Consider the following 18257-nt stretch of genomic DNA (forward strand, 5'->3'; position numbering starts at 1 on the left):
CACTTTTTTAGTGGTGGTTGAATTTGCAATTTTAATATTATTCATAAGGAGGAGAATATTTTGAAAACAATGTCTTTAAATGATAAATGGTTATTTACAAAAGAAAATAGCGAGGTTTATATAGAAAAAGAAATAGATAAAGGTGAAAATGTAAACTTACCACATTGTTTTAATGCTGTGGATGGACAAAGTGGGGATGGTATGTTCAAAGGAGAATGCTGCTATCAAAGAAAATTAAATATAACAGAGGAAGAATTAAATAAGTTTATATTTTTAGAAATAGGAGCAGCAAGTCTTGTAGCTGAAGTATATGTTAATGGAGAATTAGCAGGAGAAAGTAAATGTGGATTTTCAATGTTTAGGGTTCATCTTACTTCTTTTTTGAAATGTGGAGAAAACCTTATTTCAATTATTGTGGATAATAGTCGTCATGATGATGTTTATCCTCTTATGGCTGATTTCTCATTTTATGGAGGTATATACCGAGAAGTCAAACTTATAATTGCTGAGGCTCTTCACTTTGACTTATTGGACAATAGTAGAGATGGCATATATTTAACTCAAAAGGGTATTGGAGAAGATAAGTTTGAACTAAAAATAAATGGAAAAATTACTGATGAACTAACAGAAGGTAAAACTTCTAAAGTTGAATTTAAATTATTAGATAAAGAAGAGAATATAGTATTTAATAAAACAATTGAGGTTGAGGTTTTAAAAGAAGCAGAATTTGAATTAGTAGAAGAAATAAATAACCCTGAGCTATGGCAAGGGATAGAAAATCCTTATCTTTATAAATTTGAAGCTGAATTATACTCTAAAGGTGTAATATGTGATAAAAGAAGCATAGATATTGGTTTTAGAACAATTGAGATTACTCCAGATAAAGGTGTTTTCTTAAATGGAAAAGCCATTAAGTTTAATGGTGTAAGCCGTCATCAGGATTTTGCAGGAATAGGTAATGCATTAACAAAAGAACATATGGATTTAGATATGTCAATTATTAAAGAAATAGGCGCTAATACAATAAGACTTTCACACTATCAACATAATGATTATTTTTACAGACTTTGTGACCGTGAAGGGATATTAGTTTGGGCAGAAATTCCATTTATAAGTGTTCCAACTACTTCAGATAAAGAAAATACAAACGCAAAAGAGCAATTGGAAAGATTAATAAAGCAAGCATATAATCATAGTTCAATTTATTGCTGGGGAGTTCAAAATGAAATTACTATAGCAATAGAAAATGAAAAAATATATGAAATGGTAAAAGAACTTGCAGTTATGGCTAAAGAGTTAGACTCAAGCAGATTTATTGCACAGGCCAATATTCATTCTGTAGCTAATGAAAGTGCATTAAATGAGTTGACTGATTTTGTAGGTTATAATCTATATTATGGTTGGTACTACAAGGAAATGCAAGATTTAAGAACAAGATTAGATGACTTTCATAAAGCAAGACCTAATATACCAGTGATGGTTACAGAATATGGAGTTGACACTAATCCAAAACTTCATTCCTATAATCCAACAGTAAAAGATTATACAGAAGAATATCAGTTGTTGTTCCAAAATAATGCCCTTAAAACTTTTAATGAAAGACCATTTGTTTTAGGTGGTTATGTATGGGCTATGTTTGATTTTGGTAGTGAAATTAGAAATGAAGGTGGAGAAAAGGGAAGAAATCAAAAAGGCTTAGTGACTATAGATAGAAAGCTTAAAAAAGATTCCTTTTACTTATGTAAGGCATATTGGTCAAAGGAGAAATTTGTTAAATTAGCTGGCGAAAGATTTGTAAATAGGCATGAGGAAATGAATGATATAGTGGTGCTCTCAAATGTTAAGCATATTAAACTTTATGTTAATAATGAATTTGTAAGTGAAATTAATAGTAGTGAACCAATGAAAAAATTTGAATCAGTTAAGCTGACTTTAGGGGAAAATAAAATTAAGGTAGAAGCTTTTGATGAAGCTAGAAATACTTATATTGATGAAATGATTTTAAAGCATGTTAAAGAGGCAGATGAAAGCTATGTACTTAAAAAACCAGAAGAACAAACACATGTTACTAACTGGTTCCAAAAATTTGATTTATCAAATGTACAAGAAGTAGCAATTAAAGAGGGATATTATTCAACCTTTGATACAATTGAAGAACTTTATAAGAATAAAGAGGCAAAAGCTATATTTATTAAATATTTTGGAGATATAGCTGAAAGTCAGCAGTTTAAAGTAATGATGGGATTAATGACTATTGATAGTATGTCCAAGAGATCAAGATTTAACATACCAAAAGAACTGTTAACTGTTATTAATACGGAATTGAATATTATACCTAAGAAATAAGATTAATAAATAAAGGAGATAAACAAAATGAAGCACTTCTAAAAATTTCAGATGGAAGCTATGCTGAACGTTCCCATAAAAACACGAAAATCTAAAAATTAGATTTTCGTGTTTTTTAGTTATTTCTAAAAATTATTAATGTTTAAAAATACGAGGCTAAAGTTGAATTTTTTATTAATGATTATGCCTATCTTGAAATCACCAAACTAAATATAATCATATGTACAGCTTAAGCTTATCAGCGATTTTAAGAAGTTTTGGAATTTGTAAGATTGCAGTAAGATAATTGATTCATTAAATTACATTATTTATAAGTAATTCTAAAATTTGTTGTATTCATATGATATAATTTAGAATAATTAGCCTTGTGATTTATTTGGTTAATGATGTATTTATTAGTTAAAAGTCTAAAAAAACGATTTCATAAGTTTGTTATTATTTTGAATTCATGGGAGGAATCTAACAATGTGGCTCAAAAAACTAAATAAAAAATTATCTAATAGTAAAGTTGGGGTAATAATAGCCTTGTTTTATTTCGCGCTTATTGTAGCTTCAACTGCTGTAAGTAGCTTATTCTATGAAAAAATATATTTAAATATTACTCAAAAAAAAGTCAGTGAAGTTTCTGTTCAGACATTAAATTCTATACAGACAAATATTAATTTGATGATTAATAATGCGGATAGTCTATCTAAAATGGTTTTGTCAAATAGTGATTTACAGAAACTTTTACGACAAGGGAGTATGTATGAGGATTTAAATACTCAGGCTAAAGTAAGCTCGTACTTATACAAATTTATTCAATCAGTACCTTATGTAAGTTCAGTCTATATTTTAGATAATTCTAATAATATCTATTCTGTAGGTGCAGATGTATTGCCAAGCATTCCAGCTCAAAATATTATTAATGCAAAATGGTATAACCGTGTAATGGAAAAGAAAGGAGGCTTTATACTAGAACTCAACGGAGGAGGCGTTAATTTTGAAAATAATAAAGATAACTACGTTTCTTTGATACGATTAGTTAGAGATATGGATAATGTAGATAAATTAGGTGTTTTAGTAATAAATATTCCACAAAAATCATTTAAACAGGTTTTTGATAATATATCGAATGATGTTGAAACCAATATAGCAGTATTAGATGAAGAAAATCAAAAAATCACATCATTAAAGAATGTAAATGAGGACAAAGAAAATGTACATGGTGGCATAGATGTAGATGATGAAATGATGCGGGCAGGAGATGAATTTGTAGGGAATGATATAGGTTATAAAATGAAAAAAATAGATAAAACAGAATATTTGATAACTTATAGCTCTAAGAATGATTATAATTGGAAATTTGTTAGCGTGATACCTTTTGCTCAACTGTATAAAGAGAACATGACTATGATATTTATTGGTTTTGTAATCATATTATTTAATGGTATTATCCTATTTGTTTGTTCCGTTGGTATATCAAGAATTGTTACTACACCTATTAAATATTTGCTAAACTCCATGAAAGATATAGAGAAAGGTGTATTCAATGAAGTACAGATTAAGGCTCATGGCTATGAATTGAAAAAACTTTGCAGAGGTTACAATATAATGATAGCAGAAATAAAAAAACTCATCGCAAGGGTCATACAGGAACAAAAAATGATAAGAAAAGCAGAATTATATACGTTCCAAGCACAGATTAAGCCACATTTTTTATATAATACTTTAGATTCAATTAATTCATTAGCTCTTTCAGGGTGCAATAGAGAGGTTAGCGAATTAGTAGAGGCTTTAGGAAATTATTATAGGACAAGCGTAAGTAAGGGAAAGGAAATTATAACTATTGGAGAAGAAATAGAAATGGTCAAAAATTATCTAAAAATTCAAAAGATAAGATATCCAGATTTATTTGAAGTAGAATATTTCCTTGAGGCAAGCTGCCTGGAGTATAAGATTCCAAAGCTTATATTGCAACCACTTGCTGAAAATGCACTATATCACGGAATTAGAGAAAATGGAAAAAGTGGTACTATAAAAATTAGTGCGCACATGGATGATGGTATTGTTATTTTATCTGTAGAAGATGATGGCGCTGGAATGAGCGAGGAACAAATAGATGATATTATGAACATTAACAATAAGAGTATTAAGGAAAGCTTTGGACTTAGAGGGACTCTTGAAAGAATAAAGATTTTTTATGGTGAGGATGATGCTTTTAAAATTGAAAGCAAGCTGGGAGAAGGTACAAAAATTTTATTGTATATAAATATCGAAGATAAGGAGGATTAAAAATGAAGGATATATTAAAGGTTATTATTGTGGATGATGAATACTTAATAAGGAATCTTATAAGGATGAAGGTTAATTGGGAAGAAGTAAATATGGAGATGGTAGGAGAAGCAGGAAATGCGGAGCAAGCCTTGGAATTGGTAGATAAATTAAAACCGGACATTATATTTACTGATATATGTATGCCTGCTATGGATGGAATTGAACTTAGCAGACGTATAGTAGAAAAATATCCATATATTAAAATTATCATTGTTACGGGTTACGATGATTTTGAATATGCAAGAAGCAGTATTAAACTTGGAATATCTGACTTTATTTTAAAACCTATAAACTCATCTGAGCTTATGCAGACCTTAAGCAAGCTTAGAAATATAATAGGCTCAGAAAGAAATCGTGAAATAGAATATAATCAATTGAAAAAGCAGGTCGAAGAAAGCTTACCAATTTTAAGAGAAAAGTTTTTAAATGAACTTTTATTGGAGCAGCTAACTTTTGAAGAGATTATAAGTAAATGCAATTATTTTAAGATAAATATAAATCCTAACTGTGATATATTTCAGATAGCTTTGATGGAAGTAAATAATTCTATAAAGAATGAGAAAAAAGAAGAAAATAAAATTTTGATATCTATGCAGTGCTTCAATATCATACAGAATTTTTTTAGCGAAGATAAGTATGTTTTTGTATTCTTTGATAACGGAAGAAGGATTTCTATATTATTAAATAACAAGAAGACAGATTTAATAGAAAGTTGTGAATTATTAAAGAAGAAGATTTTAGATAGGTTAGAGTGTTCGGTTAGTTTTGGAGTTGGTATGAAAAAAGGAGAAATTCAAAATATCAGATTTTCTTATAAAGAAGCCATGGAAGCGGTGAATTACAAGGTAATTGTAGGGAAGAATCAGGTTACTAGTTATGCTGATATACATGTAGGTGAAAATATTCTCTTTAACAGGGATGAGGATAAGATGAAGAGATTAAATTTATTTATTAATGCAGGAGCAAAGAAGAATGCTTTAGAAATTTTAGAGCAGATCTTTACTACTTCAGCTATTGATTACCTAGAGGCCATGGAAAAAATGAGATCAGAAGCATTAGATGTGTTATTTGTTTGCCAGCGTATTGCTAGTGAGCAGAAAATTAATCTTGTAGACATCTGGAAAAGCCATGAAAAAATAAATGGATTGATTTTAAATGCTGATAATCTGCCAGAGCTAAAACAGTGCATGAAAGAATGTGTAGAAAACATTACTGGTTTAATGCAAAAATCAAATGATGTAAAAGCAAATACATTTATTGAAGATGTAAAGGAATATTTGAATAATAATATTAACAATCAGGAGCTGTCACTATCAAGTGTTGCAAAAGAATTTTTCATAAGTCCAGGGCATTTGGGACGCTTATTTAAACAGCAAACTTCTCAGACTTTTATTGAATATCTAACTTCTATAAGAATTAAGAAAGTTCAAAAGCTCTTATTGGAAACTAATTTAAATGGAACGCAGATTAGCGAAAGAGTAGGAATAAGCGATTCGCATTATCTAAGCATTTTATTTAAGAAACATACAGGTATTTGCATTAATGATTTTAAAAAGTGCAAAAAGGTATAAATAGAATGTTGTTTTTTTGAATGTTTATGTACAGATATTGAATTGTAAACAATATCACATACTCTTAAAATATAAGAGAAATAAAAAGTACGTATAAGGGGGATATTTAATGAAAAGGCATGTTGTAAAAATAATAACTGCTACACTTGTTAGTGCAATGGCATTTTCTTTCACTGCATGTTCAAGTTCAAAAAGTGTAAATAGTTCTGACGGAGGGAATGGGACAATTAAATTGGCCATGTGGCATCAATCTGTTGGAGATACTGATCCGACTTCAAAGCTATTAAAAGATGCTGTTGAACAGTGGAACAAAGAACATCCGGACATAATTGTTGAAGAAGATGGAGTTACAGGAGAACAATATAAGACAAAGATTAAAACAGCTATAGCAGCAAATGAGGGACCAGATATAGAGTATATGTATGGAGGAAGTTTTGTTAAACCATATATACAATCAGGGAATATGTTAGCCCTTGATGAATATTTAACTCAAGATGTTAAGGACAAGTTGGTTAAAGGTACTATAAATGGTTGTGTAGTTGATGGTAAGACATATAGTTTGCCAATGTATTCATTTATAGCAAGCTTATATTGTAATAAGGAGTTATTTGATAAGGCAGGAGCTAAGATACCTACCACATATGATGAATTGCTTGATGCTGTAAAGAAATTACGTTCAGCCAATATTACTCCAATAGCATTAGGTGAAAAGGATAGATGGCCTGGAATGTATTGGTTTGACATTTTTGCTATGCGTCAGGCAGGAAATGATGCAGCAACGGCGGCTCTAAAAGATCCATCAAAATTTAATTCTCCTGAATTTGTAGAAGCTGCAAAAAAGATTCAAGAAATGGCTGATGCTGGAGCCTTTAACGATAATATGTTTAGTATGAGTTACGATGAAATGTTAGGTGCTTTCACAGGAGGCAATTCTGCTATGATGTTCCAAGCAAACTGGGTGAATTCACCAATAGAAGATAAGTCAGCAGCTAGCAGTGGAAAAACTGTAGCAGTTCCATTTCCTTTATTTAAAGATGGTGCAGGTAAGGCAACAGAATTTTATGGGGGCGGTGTAGATGGTTTCTATGTGAATGCAAATACAAAACATCCTAAAGAGGCAGCTCAATTCTTAATCTATTTAAGTGAAAAAATAGGTAAAGAAGGTTACTTAGCAAATGCCGGTCTGCCATGCTGGGATACAAAAGGATTAGATACATCTACAGTTTCTGATTTAACAAAGAAATCAGCAGAATTAATGGCAACAGGTACATCATTTATTAACTGGTGGGATAATATACTTCCTGCAGATTCTTCAGAGACACATAAAAATCTGATTGCAGAACTTTTAGGAAAGAAGATTACTCCAGAAGAATTCTGCAATAAGATGTCTAAAGTAGAAGGAGAAAAATAAAAAGAGTTAGTATAATACTGAGTCTGTGGTGAAACAAAGGATTTTACCACAGTCTTTATTGAAGAGGTGATTATCATAAATTCTATTTTATCAAACAAGAAAATAATTTGTATATTTGTTCTTCCTACCTTAATCATAATGTCTGCAATTATATTTATTCCAATTATTTTATCAGTAAAATATAGTATGTTTGACTGGGGTGGTGTAGGAACTGGAACATTTATTGGATTAGAGAATTATAAAAATATGTTTATGGATATGAGGTTTTTACATTCGGTTAAGAATTCATTGTTATTTGCAGTTGTTTCCATAGTAATTCAATTACCAATATCTCTTCTTTTAGCGCTAATTTTAGCATCAGGAGTTAGATTTGAAAAGTTCTACCGTACAGTGTATTTTATACCTGTAATTATTTCTACTGTTGTAATTGGACAGCTATGGATAAAAATATATAATGCTGATTATGGATTACTTAATACAATACTTAGAGCTATTGGGCAAAGCCAATTAGCACATGACTGGGTAGGAAAAGAAGATACAGCTCTTATAAGCTGTTTTATTCCTATACTCTGGCAATACGTGGGTTATCATATGTTAATTATGTATGCGGGAGCAAAATCGATTCCTTCAGATATTAGTGAAGCAGCTAAGATAGATGGAGCTTCTCCAGTAAAAACTGCATTATATATAACTATTCCTCTTTTGAAGCCTATTTTAAAAGTTTGTATGACTTTCTCATTAATTGGTGCATTAAAGGTATTCGATTTAATTTATGTATTAACTAATGGTGGTCCATTCTTCTCAACTGAAGTTCCAAGTACCTTGATGTATACTACTATTTTTGATAATTATAAATACGGTTATGGAAGTGCAATGTCAGTATTTATTATAATAGAGTGTTTAATACTTACAGTAATTCTAGACAGACTTATTAAAATAGAATAGAAAAGTGGAAGGATGTGATTCAATATGAAGATACGTGAAAATTCTTCGATTATTAGGCTTGGAATAGGTAAAATACCTATACAAATATTTCTTATTATTGTTGCAATAATACAGATATATCCGCTTATATGGTTAGTATTATTCTCATTTAAAGATAATGGGGAGATATTTGGTGGCAACATTGCTGGTCTTCCACATGTTTGGCGTATTGAAAACTATGAAAGTGCTATCAAACAGGCCAATGTTATGAAATATTTCTTTAACAGTGTGATTGTCACAGTAATTACTATAGTTTTAGTACTTTTATTATCTTCTATGACAGCTTATGCAATCAGTCGTATGAAATGGAAATTGAGTAAACCTACATTGATAATAATTTTAATAGGAATGATGGTGCCGATACATGCAGCATTATTACCATTATTTATGGTTCTTAAGAATTTAAAAATGCTAAATTCATATTGGGCTTTAATTATACCTTATACAGCTTTCGCTATTCCAATGGCAGTCATTATATTAGCAGCATTTATAAGAGGTATTCCAAAGGAATTGGAGGAAGCAGCAGTAATAGATGGATGTGGTATTTTTAGAATATTCTTTTCTATAATTATCCCTATTATAAGACCAGCTATGGCTACTGTAGCTATATTCACATACCTATCTTCATGGAATGAGTTGATGTTTGCGGTAACCTTTATAAATAAAGCCGAATTTAAAACACTTACTGTAGGTATTATGTCCATGGTAGGCAATTATGTAACAAAATGGGGAGATATAGGCGCAGGTCTTGTTATAGCAACAATACCAACAATACTTATATATATACTTTTAAGTGATCAGGTACAAAAGAGCCTTACAGCAGGTGCGGTAAAGGAATAATATAAATAGCATATATAAGGCATAATCAAAATAATAATTTAGTAGTTTCTTAGTATCTTTTATGTACTAAAATCAATTTTGAGAGGTGTAAGATGTCAAAGATAATTATTAATACAGATATTAAAAAAGGAAAAATAAATAAGAATATTTATGGTAATTTTGCTGAACATTTAGGAAGGTGCATCTATGGTGGTTTTTGGGTGGGAAAAGATTCAGAAATACTTAATATAAATGGAATAAGAAAAGATGTAGTGGAAGCTTTAAGAGAGTTAAAGCTTCCAGTTTTAAGATGGCCGGGAGGATGTTTTGCTGATGAGTATCATTGGAAAGATGGTATAGGTGATCCTGAATCAAGACCTAAGATGGTAAATGTACATTGGGGAGGGGTTACAGAAAATAATCATTTTGGTACACATGAATTTTTTGAACTTTGTGAGCTTTTAGGAGCAGAACCATATATTTGTGGAAATGTAGGAAGCGGAACTGTTCAAGAGATGAGAGAATGGATTGAGTACATGACTTTTGATGGAGAATCACCAATGTCAAATTTAAGAGCAGAAAATGGTAATAAGGAACCTTGGAAGCTTACATACTTTGGTGTCGGAAATGAAAACTGGGGCTGTGGTGGTAATATGCGTCCAGAATATTATGCTGATTTATATAGAAGATATTCAAGCTATGTAAGAAACTTTGGAGATAATAAAATATTTAAGATAGCTTGTGGCCCTAATGATGATGATTATAAATGGACTGAAGTTCTTATGAGAGAAGCAGGTAAATTTATGGATGGAATGAGCTTGCATTATTACACAGTACCAGGAGATTTCTGGTTAGGTAAAGGCTCTGCTACAGAATTTAGCGAAGAAGAATGGTTTATTACTATGAAAAAATCAATGAAGATGGAGGAACTTATTACAAGGCATTCAACAATTATGGATAAGTATGACCCAGATAAGAGAGTTGCTTTAATAGTGGATGAATGGGGAACTTGGTTCGATGTTGAACCAGGAACAAATCCAGGATTCTTGTATCAACAAAATACAATAAGGGATGCCTTAGTTGCTGGAGTAAATTTTAACATTTTCCATAAGCATTGTGATAGAGTTCAGATGACAAATATAGCTCAGACAATAAATGTACTTCAAGCTGTTATACTCACAGAAGGTTCTGAGATGATATTAACTCCAACTTATCATGCTTTTAATATGTATAAAGTTCATCAGGATGCTGAATTAATTGACTTAAATATTGAATCACCTAATTATAATTGTGGTGATGATAAGATACCACAGGTAAGTGCCACTGCTTCAATGGATAAGGATGGCAAGCTTCATATATCTTTATGTAATTTAAGTCCTGCAGAGTCTGTTGATATTCAGTGTGAACTTAGAGGAAAAGCAATGGCTAAGGTAACAGGAACTATACTTACTGCAGAAGCAATGAATGCGCATAATACATTTGAAGATCCAGAAAAAGTATCCTTGAAATCATTTGATGGTGCTAGTATAGCTGAAGGCAAACTTACAGCAGTGCTTCCTGCTATGTCATTAGTTACATTGGAACTTGGGTAATTATATGTCCTATATAGATAGTTGTAAAGGATGCTCTGCAAGCGTTAGGGTTGCATCAGAGGACATAAAAGCAATGGTACTTAGCATTATTAATAGCAGAAATTTTAATATAGTACCTGAAGGAATATATAACAAAAGGCTTCAGCAATGTGGAAGTTGTAAATATTTAGAGTATAACACAACCTGCACACAATGTGGATGTATTGTGCAGATTAGAGCCTTACAGCAGGATAAAGATTGTCCACATCCTAAAAAATCTCTGTGGAAATAGTACTATATATTCCAACAGCATAATCCTTATTCGGCGAGTTATATGCATAAGTTCGGGTCTTAGTTGGGGTATCTATAGGTATCCATTTTAAGATTTATAAAGTTGTTGAAATTTTAAGTTTATATCTTCACTAGAAATCATAAATATATTTGTGAAGAAAACATTTGAAAATGAGCTGTTAAAGGTTCTTAGCTGTAGGTTGTTCCATTTTAGCTTGTCAAACTGAAAGTTGGAGCATGCTAAAGTGGGTGCAACCTGCGGCTTAGAACCTTCAGCGATATTTTCATAGCTTTTCGGAATCAAAATATTTATGATTTCGGTAAGGTATCACATAAATGTGGTTTTAAATTTGGATATCTATATATAAAATTTGAGGTGAAAGTTATGAATATTAATTTTGATTTATTTCCAGAAGGAAAAACAAAAGCATTAACCATGAGTTATGATGATGGCCAAATTTTTGATAGAAAATTAGTAAGCATATTTAATAAATATGGAATAAAAGGTACGTTTCATTTAAACTCCGGAATCTTAGATAAAGAAAATTTCATTACTAAAGCGGAAGTCGCAGAACTTTACAAAGGTCATGAGGTTTCAGTGCATGCAAAAACTCATCCCTTTTTAGACTGGATACCTGTTGAAGCTATTATAGAAGAAATAGTTGAAGACAGGAAATGCTTAGAGTCTTTAGTTGGCTATCCTATAAAAGGGATGTCTTATCCTTATGGAGCTTTTAATGGAAAGCTGATGAAAACTCTTGAGAGTCTTGGAATTCAGTATTCAAGAACTGTAGTTTCACATCATGATTTCTATATTCCAGAAGATTTCTTGGCTTGGAATGCAACCTGTCATCATGATGATAATCTTATGGAAATTGGTCAAAAGTTCTCAGATTATGAATTCAAGGGAAAGTTAAAGCTAATGTACGTTTGGGGACATAGTTTTGAATTTGAGAGAAATAATAATTGGAATTTAATTGAGAACTTTTGTGAGTTAGTTTCAAAAAATAAAGAAATTTGGTTTGCAACTAATATCGAGGTAATGAGATATATTAAGGCGTTAAAGAAACTTGAATTCTCTGCAAAGGGAGATATTGTGTATAACCCTACTGCAATAACAGTATGGATTAGTGTAGATGATAAGGCTGTAAAAGTTATGGGGGGAGAAACAATAAGATTATAAAATCAGCAGTGAAACCCACGAAAATCTAAATTTTAGATTTTCGTGGGTATTTTAGTTTTGAAAAAGTTTTAGAAAAAAATTTATAAAGATTCTGTTATTTTATTAATTGGGACATATATCTTAATTGAAAAGAATAGAAAAATAAAAATTTTTAGGAGGAGCAATTAAGATGAAAGAGAGAAGATATGTAAGATTTAGAGTTGATATGTATGATGATACAAAATTTAAAATAATAGATAGAATGCCAGAAAGAGATGTTATTTATTATATCTGGACCAGAATTGTAATTTTAGCTGGGAGAGTTAATCTAGATGGCAACTTATATATGTCAAAAAGCATTCCATATACATTAAAGACTTTAGCTATAGAATTTAATAGGGATGAAAGTCAAGTAAAATTGGCATTAGATACATTTATAGATTTAGAAATGGTTGAAGTTGTCGAAGAAGATGTTTATAAAGTAAAGAATTTTGCAAAGCATCAAAATATTAAAGTAAAAACAAAGGATAGTGATGAGAATAAAGAAAAAATAAAACCAAAAGAGAGTGATTTGAAAGGAAAAGAGACTAAAATTGTTGAGAAGATTTATGATCAAAATCATGATGTTGAAGAAGAGCTTGGCAATGAAATTATTGAAAAGCAACAGCGGAAAGATAACAATGCGGGTGATATAGAGAATACCGTTGATACTAAGAATAATATAGAAATTGAAAATGCAGGAATAAGTGATAATAAGAACATAATAGACACAGGAAAAATTAATGGTGTACCGAAAGAAAATATACCTGTATCTTTAGTGATGAATAAAAATAAGAAGCCGAAGAAAGATATAAAGAAAAATACGGATATTGAGGTTACCGATGAGGAAAATGATGATGAATTTGGTTTTTATGAAGGGGATAGGAAGCCTTTAGGTAAAGGCGAAAGTGTATTTAGTGAGTTTTCTTTTTAGCTCAAAAAGAAAAATACGACTTAATATTTGATTTACGTGCAAGGGTTGGAGTCATAACTATTCCCCACGAAATTTTGATTTTTCATAGGGGAATTTAGCTAATATTTTAAGTTCTTTTATATGGTGTATTTAGATCGGTCATTTCAATGAATTTTGAAAGTGAGTTAGTCATTAAAGAATCTTTCCTCCTTATAAAAAATGTTTTTGTAGTATTATATTTATCGGGCACTGAGAATGATTTTAGAAGTCCTTTCTCTTCATAATCTTCAATAGTGGACTTTGGTACAAATGATGCACCAAGATCAGCAATAACGCCTTCAATAATAGAAGTTAAATTATTAAATTCCATATATCGAATATTATGAATGCTTTTGGATTTGAGCCAGTTTTCAAGTTGTGTTCTATTAGGACATCCTGCTGTACTCATCAAAAATGGTTTTGAATATAGATCTTCTATATTATCATATTTAGGACTTGATATTAGAACTAAGGTTTCTTCGACTACAAGTTCACTTACGATATTCTCATCACTAAAGGACTGAGATTTGACAAAAGCTCCATCTAACTGGAAGTGTTTTATTTTATAAATAAGTTCATCTGATTGACTTGTTATAAGAGATAGATCAACTTTAGGGTAAGCTTTATGATACTGAGATAAGATTTCAGGAAGACGTATTGCAGATACTGTGTGAACAGCACCAATTGATAAACTTCCTGAAGGATCGCAACAATCATTTAAGGCTTTATCAGCTTCATCCAGTAAATAAATGATTTTTTCGGCATAAGCTAGTAATTTCTCACCTGTAGGAGTTAAAATCATACCTCGCTGTCTATAAAAGAGTTGTGTATTTAAATCGGATTCTAATTGCTGAATTCTAGCTGTAACATTAGATTGAACATATCCCAGAGCTTGCGCAGCCTTTGTTATGCTGCCTGCTTGAGCAACAGCTCTGAAAATTCTTAATTCACTACTTTCCATTTTATCACTCCAATATATAAATCACTAAAAGTGAATCTTGATATCTTATATAATCATTTTACATGATATATAATCTCTTGTAAACTATGTATAGAAAACAAAATTAAATGGCTTCGATGGGATTAACCATATAAGGGGTTATCTACACTCGAAAAATTATTCCATTTATGAATAAGGAGATTATATGACAAATTCTAAATCACACAAATGGAGCATTCTACTTGTTGTTACATTAGTTTCATTTATTACAAATTTAGATTCCACTATTGTAATAATAGGTTTACCTAATATGATGGAAGGATTAAATATTTCAGTAACTACAGGATTGTGGATAATTACTGGTTACATTATTGCAAGTACAGTTTTAATATTACCTGCTGGAAAATGGGCAGATACAGTTGGAACAAAGCGTATTTTCGTGTTAGGACTTATAATTTTTGCAGTTGGTACAATACTTTGTGGAATTGCAGACTCAGGATTGACTTTAAATTTATATAGGCTAATTCAAGGCGGTGGAGCAGCATTAGCTATGGCAACTGCAACTCCAACTATAATTAAGACTTTTCATAGTAATGAGCTTGGGCTAGCCTTGAGTATTAATGCTACTTCATGGGTTATTGGAGCAATAATTGGACCAGTAGCTGGTGGTGCTTTAATTAGCAGCTTTGGTTGGAGATCAATATTCTTTATTACAGTACCTTTTGTACTTCTTTGCATAATTGGAGCATTTTTAGTAATGGAAGAGACTAAACCTAATATTAATCAAAAAAATGACTGGATTGGGATATTAACATTTAGCTTAGGTTTAATATTAACGATGATAGTACTTTCAGAAGGACAATCATTAGGAGGGGTATCATATAAAACTTTAGGGCTATGTATAGTTACAATTTTATTATGGGTTGCATTTATAATCACAGAATTACGCGTAGAAAATCCATTATTTAATTTCAAGCTGCTCTTGTACAGAAATTATTCAATTGGACTTGTAATTACATTATTTTATTGTATTGCATATTTTTCATTACCTTTATTGTTGAGTATATATTTGCAAAGTGCATTACATTTAAGTCCAACTATGTCAGGGCTATTGATGATTTCACTATCTGTACCACAGCTTATATTAGGTCCATTTGCAGGTAAACTTGTAGATAATATCGGATCATTAAAGACTCTTACATTTGGCATTGTATTTCTTATTATAGGGATATTCTTTCTTGGAAATCTTGGGGGAGAGCTATCAGTTAAAGCTATAGTTACACCACTAATATTATTATCAATAGCAAATGGCTTAGCTTGGCCGTCGTTAGCGAAAACTGTATTGTCAGCAGTGCCTAAAGAACAATCTGGTTCAGCATCAGGGATGCATTATACTATAATGAATGTTGGTAAAGCATTAAGTCAGACATTAGCCATATTAACAATAGAAGTTATTATACCTGCGGATGTAGTCTCTAAGGCAATTATAGGTTTAGGAAGCTTTTCTAATGTAAATATGAGTGGAAATTTAGTTAAGTCTATAGATTCCAGTTTCAGATTTTTTACAATTTTCTTTGTAGTTGCACTAGGGTTAAGTTTATTTCTTTTATATTCTAAAAGAGGAGAGAATATTAAAGAAAGAGTTGATATGGCATAGGTTATGGCACATTATTTAGTAATTTATATCTTTAGATATCATTAAATAGGCAAAGAAAAGTGATTGCAAGGTTTTAATCGCTTTTCTAATATCCAAGATTAGCATTTTATTTGAATTAGACTTAGAATATAATTATTAAAAAGGAGGATTAATATGGAAAATGTAATTGAAAATATAAAATCAAGAAGAAGTATAAGAAAATACAAAGAGGAACAAATAAAAGATGAGGAACTATTCACAATCTTAGATTCAGCAAAACATGCACCAAGTGGAGGTAACTCTCAAACATGGCAATTTACTGTAGTTCAAAATAAAGAAATTCTTCTAGAGTTAAATGGATATATTAAAGAAGCTTTTGAAAAGCTTGAAGTTGATGAAAATACCTATAAAAGTAAAAAAGCAGGTAAAGTTGCATCGAAGAAAGATGACTACAATTTTTATTACAATGCTCCAACATTGATTATAGTATCGAATGAGTCTAACTATAGTAATGCAATGGCAGATAGTGCTTGTGCTATAGAAAATATGCTTTTAGCAGCAAATTACTTGGAACTTGGAGCATGTTGGATAAATCAATTAACATGGTTTGACAATGATGAAAATGTAAGAAAGTTACTTACACGCTTAGGAATTTCAGAAAAACATAAGGTTTGCGGGTCTATTTGTATTGGCTATATAGATGGTATTAAACCAGAGAAAAAAATATTGAAGGAAAATACAGTGACAATTATAAGATAATAGGGAATTATAGTTATATTGACTTATAAAATATCATCAAATCAATTAATAGTTGGTTTAGTGATTTAAACTTTATATTAACTTCATACTACCCACTAAAATCTAAAGTTTAGATTTTAGTGGGTGATTTATTATTATTATGCTTTGCCTTTAGAGTATGTTTTTTATGTTCAATGAAAGCCAATTGTCTTTCAATCTCTTCTTTTTTTGCTAAAAGTATTTCCTCTTGTTCTAAAACAATGGAATAACGTTCTTTAAGTCCTATTTTATCTTCATTAGAAAGACCAATATAATGGCGAATTAGATCAATTCCCATTCCTGTACTTCGCATACATTGAATCATTCGTAATCGCATAATTTGATCATCAGAAAATAAACGAATATTATTCTTATCTCGAGCTATTCCTTGGAGTAATCCGATATCTTCATAATAACGAATAGTAGGTTTAGATAGTTTAGTTATTTTAGAAACTTCATTAATTGTATATTTGGGGTCGGATCCATAAATAAAATTTTCCATAAAAAATCTCCTAAAATTTCTTGACTTAAAGTTACTTGAATGTATTAAAGTGATTATAGCATATAGAAATATGAAATTCAATTTGGAGGCAATGGAATGAAGAATAATGAAAAGATTAAAGTAATTGACAAAATTTACATTAATGGAGAATTTATAAAACCTAATGGAACAGAATCAATGGATATTATAAATCCTTCAACAAAAGAAATAATTGGACGTGTAATCTTAGGAAATGAGGTTGATACACAAAAGGCTATTGCAGCTGCTAAAGAAGCATTTAAAACATTCTCCAAAACTACATTAGAAGAGCGAAGTGATATGCTTAAAAGGTTATATGATGCTGTAATCTCGAGGGCTGATGAGTTAACTCAAGCATGCGTAGAAGAATATGGTGCGGCAGTTAAGGCGGCAGCAGGCAGAACTCAACTTACTGCTAATAGTTTTCTTTGGGCTAAGGAAGTGATGGAAGAGTTTGAGTTCACTAAGTATATTGGTAAAGCCAAGGTTGTCCTTGAACCTGTAGGAGTAATTGCTTTGATTACCCCTTGGAACGCAAACAATTCCAGATAGCTATAAAAGTAGCTACAGCTATTTCAGCAGGATGCACAGTAGTTATAAAACCTAGTGAATTTTGCGCTATCCAAACTCAAATTTTGGCTGAATGTTTCCATGAAGCAGGAATACCATCAGGTGTAATTAATATAGTTAATGGCCTAGGAAGTTCGGTCGGTGCTGAATTAACTCGTAATCCAGATGTTGCAATGATTTCTTTTACTGGCTCTACTAAAACTGCTAAGATTATTCATCATGGTGCTGTTGATACGATGAAAAGAGTAATTCTTGAATTGGGAGGAAAATCACCAAATATATAGATATCCAATTCAAGAATTAAACTTATGAATAGTAATTTCTAGCATAAACTAATGATTTAACCATGTTA

At 30.8% G+C, this 18257-nt stretch carries 16 protein-coding genes; 14 read left to right on the forward strand and 2 right to left on the reverse strand.

Translation table 11 applies throughout. The features are described from left to right. Positions 1 to 69: 69 nt before the first annotated feature. From L1S46_RS05205 to L1S46_RS05250, 10 genes are all read left to right on the forward strand, one after another. Positions 70 to 2346: a glycoside hydrolase family 2 TIM barrel-domain containing protein gene (locus L1S46_RS05205; protein WP_238899419.1), complete on the forward strand. Its 2277-nt coding sequence runs from the start codon at positions 70 to 72 to the stop codon at positions 2344 to 2346. A 465-nt stretch (positions 2347 to 2811) separates the two neighbouring features. Continuing rightward, positions 2812 to 4620: a sensor histidine kinase gene (locus tag L1S46_RS05210; RefSeq protein WP_077830204.1), complete on the forward strand. Its 1809-nt coding sequence runs from the start codon at positions 2812 to 2814 to the stop codon at positions 4618 to 4620. Positions 4621 to 4622: 2 nt separating this feature from the next. Then, positions 4623 to 6233 carry a response regulator gene (locus L1S46_RS05215; RefSeq protein WP_077830203.1) on the forward strand — a complete coding sequence of 537 codons (1611 nt, stop codon included), beginning with the start codon at positions 4623 to 4625 and terminating at the stop codon, positions 6231 to 6233. A gap of 109 nt (positions 6234 to 6342) precedes the next feature. Then, a complete protein-coding gene (locus tag L1S46_RS05220) occupies positions 6343 to 7644 on the forward strand; it encodes an extracellular solute-binding protein (RefSeq protein WP_077830202.1) in 1302 nt (433 codons plus the stop codon). A 75-nt stretch (positions 7645 to 7719) separates the two neighbouring features. Then, positions 7720 to 8589 (forward strand): sugar ABC transporter permease, encoded by an 870-nt coding sequence (locus L1S46_RS05225; protein ID WP_105412519.1) that lies wholly within the window; start codon positions 7720 to 7722, stop codon positions 8587 to 8589. A 24-nt stretch (positions 8590 to 8613) separates the two neighbouring features. Next, positions 8614 to 9468 (forward strand): carbohydrate ABC transporter permease, encoded by an 855-nt coding sequence (locus tag L1S46_RS05230; protein ID WP_105411944.1) that lies wholly within the window; start codon positions 8614 to 8616, stop codon positions 9466 to 9468. Positions 9469 to 9560: 92 nt separating this feature from the next. Next, a complete protein-coding gene (locus L1S46_RS05235) occupies positions 9561 to 11039 on the forward strand; it encodes an alpha-N-arabinofuranosidase (RefSeq protein WP_106884459.1) in 1479 nt (492 codons plus the stop codon). A gap of 4 nt (positions 11040 to 11043) precedes the next feature. Continuing rightward, positions 11044 to 11310: a DUF6171 family protein gene (locus tag L1S46_RS05240; RefSeq protein WP_236895552.1), complete on the forward strand. Its 267-nt coding sequence runs from the start codon at positions 11044 to 11046 to the stop codon at positions 11308 to 11310. A 384-nt stretch (positions 11311 to 11694) separates the two neighbouring features. Beyond that, positions 11695 to 12492 (forward strand): polysaccharide deacetylase family protein, encoded by a 798-nt coding sequence (locus L1S46_RS05245; RefSeq protein WP_017209455.1) that lies wholly within the window; start codon positions 11695 to 11697, stop codon positions 12490 to 12492. 169 nt (positions 12493 to 12661) lie between these two features. Then, positions 12662 to 13444: a phage replisome organizer N-terminal domain-containing protein gene (locus L1S46_RS05250; RefSeq protein ID WP_238899414.1), complete on the forward strand. Its 783-nt coding sequence runs from the start codon at positions 12662 to 12664 to the stop codon at positions 13442 to 13444. 106 nt (positions 13445 to 13550) lie between these two features. Here the strand turns inward: L1S46_RS05250 and L1S46_RS05255 are convergent, their stop codons facing one another. Next, on the reverse strand, positions 13551 to 14423 hold the full coding sequence (locus L1S46_RS05255; RefSeq protein WP_238899415.1) for a LysR family transcriptional regulator: 873 nt from the start codon (positions 14421 to 14423) through the stop codon (positions 13551 to 13553). 184 nt (positions 14424 to 14607) lie between these two features. On the opposite strand from L1S46_RS05255, the gene L1S46_RS05260 reads away from it, so the two are divergent. Further along, a complete protein-coding gene (locus tag L1S46_RS05260; RefSeq protein WP_238899416.1) occupies positions 14608 to 16059 on the forward strand; it encodes an MFS transporter in 1452 nt (483 codons plus the stop codon). A 153-nt stretch (positions 16060 to 16212) separates the two neighbouring features. Continuing rightward, the gene (locus L1S46_RS05265) at positions 16213 to 16797 is read left to right on the forward strand and encodes a nitroreductase (RefSeq protein ID WP_023976558.1); all 585 of its coding nucleotides are present in this window, start codon (positions 16213 to 16215) and stop codon (positions 16795 to 16797) included. Positions 16798 to 16906: 109 nt separating this feature from the next. Here the strand turns inward: L1S46_RS05265 and L1S46_RS05270 are convergent, their stop codons facing one another. Further along, a complete protein-coding gene (locus L1S46_RS05270) occupies positions 16907 to 17317 on the reverse strand; it encodes a MerR family transcriptional regulator (RefSeq protein ID WP_065417164.1) in 411 nt (136 codons plus the stop codon). A 96-nt stretch (positions 17318 to 17413) separates the two neighbouring features. Here L1S46_RS05270 and L1S46_RS26285 point away from each other — a divergent pair, with 96 nt between their 5' ends. Together L1S46_RS26285 and L1S46_RS26290 are read left to right on the forward strand one after the other, a co-directional pair. Continuing rightward, positions 17414 to 17887 carry an aldehyde dehydrogenase family protein gene (locus tag L1S46_RS26285; RefSeq protein WP_275298961.1) on the forward strand — a complete coding sequence of 158 codons (474 nt, stop codon included), beginning with the start codon at positions 17414 to 17416 and terminating at the stop codon, positions 17885 to 17887. Further along, positions 17863 to 18189, forward strand: a complete 327-nt coding sequence (locus tag L1S46_RS26290) for an aldehyde dehydrogenase family protein (RefSeq protein ID WP_275298962.1) — start codon at positions 17863 to 17865, stop codon at positions 18187 to 18189. Before L1S46_RS26285 ends, L1S46_RS26290 begins: the two co-directional genes overlap by 25 nt. Positions 18190 to 18257 lie beyond the last annotated feature (68 nt).

The sequence above is a fragment of the Clostridium sp. YIM B02500 genome (assembly GCF_022324665.1).
Lineage (GTDB): Bacteria > Bacillota > Clostridia > Clostridiales > Clostridiaceae > Clostridium > Clostridium beijerinckii.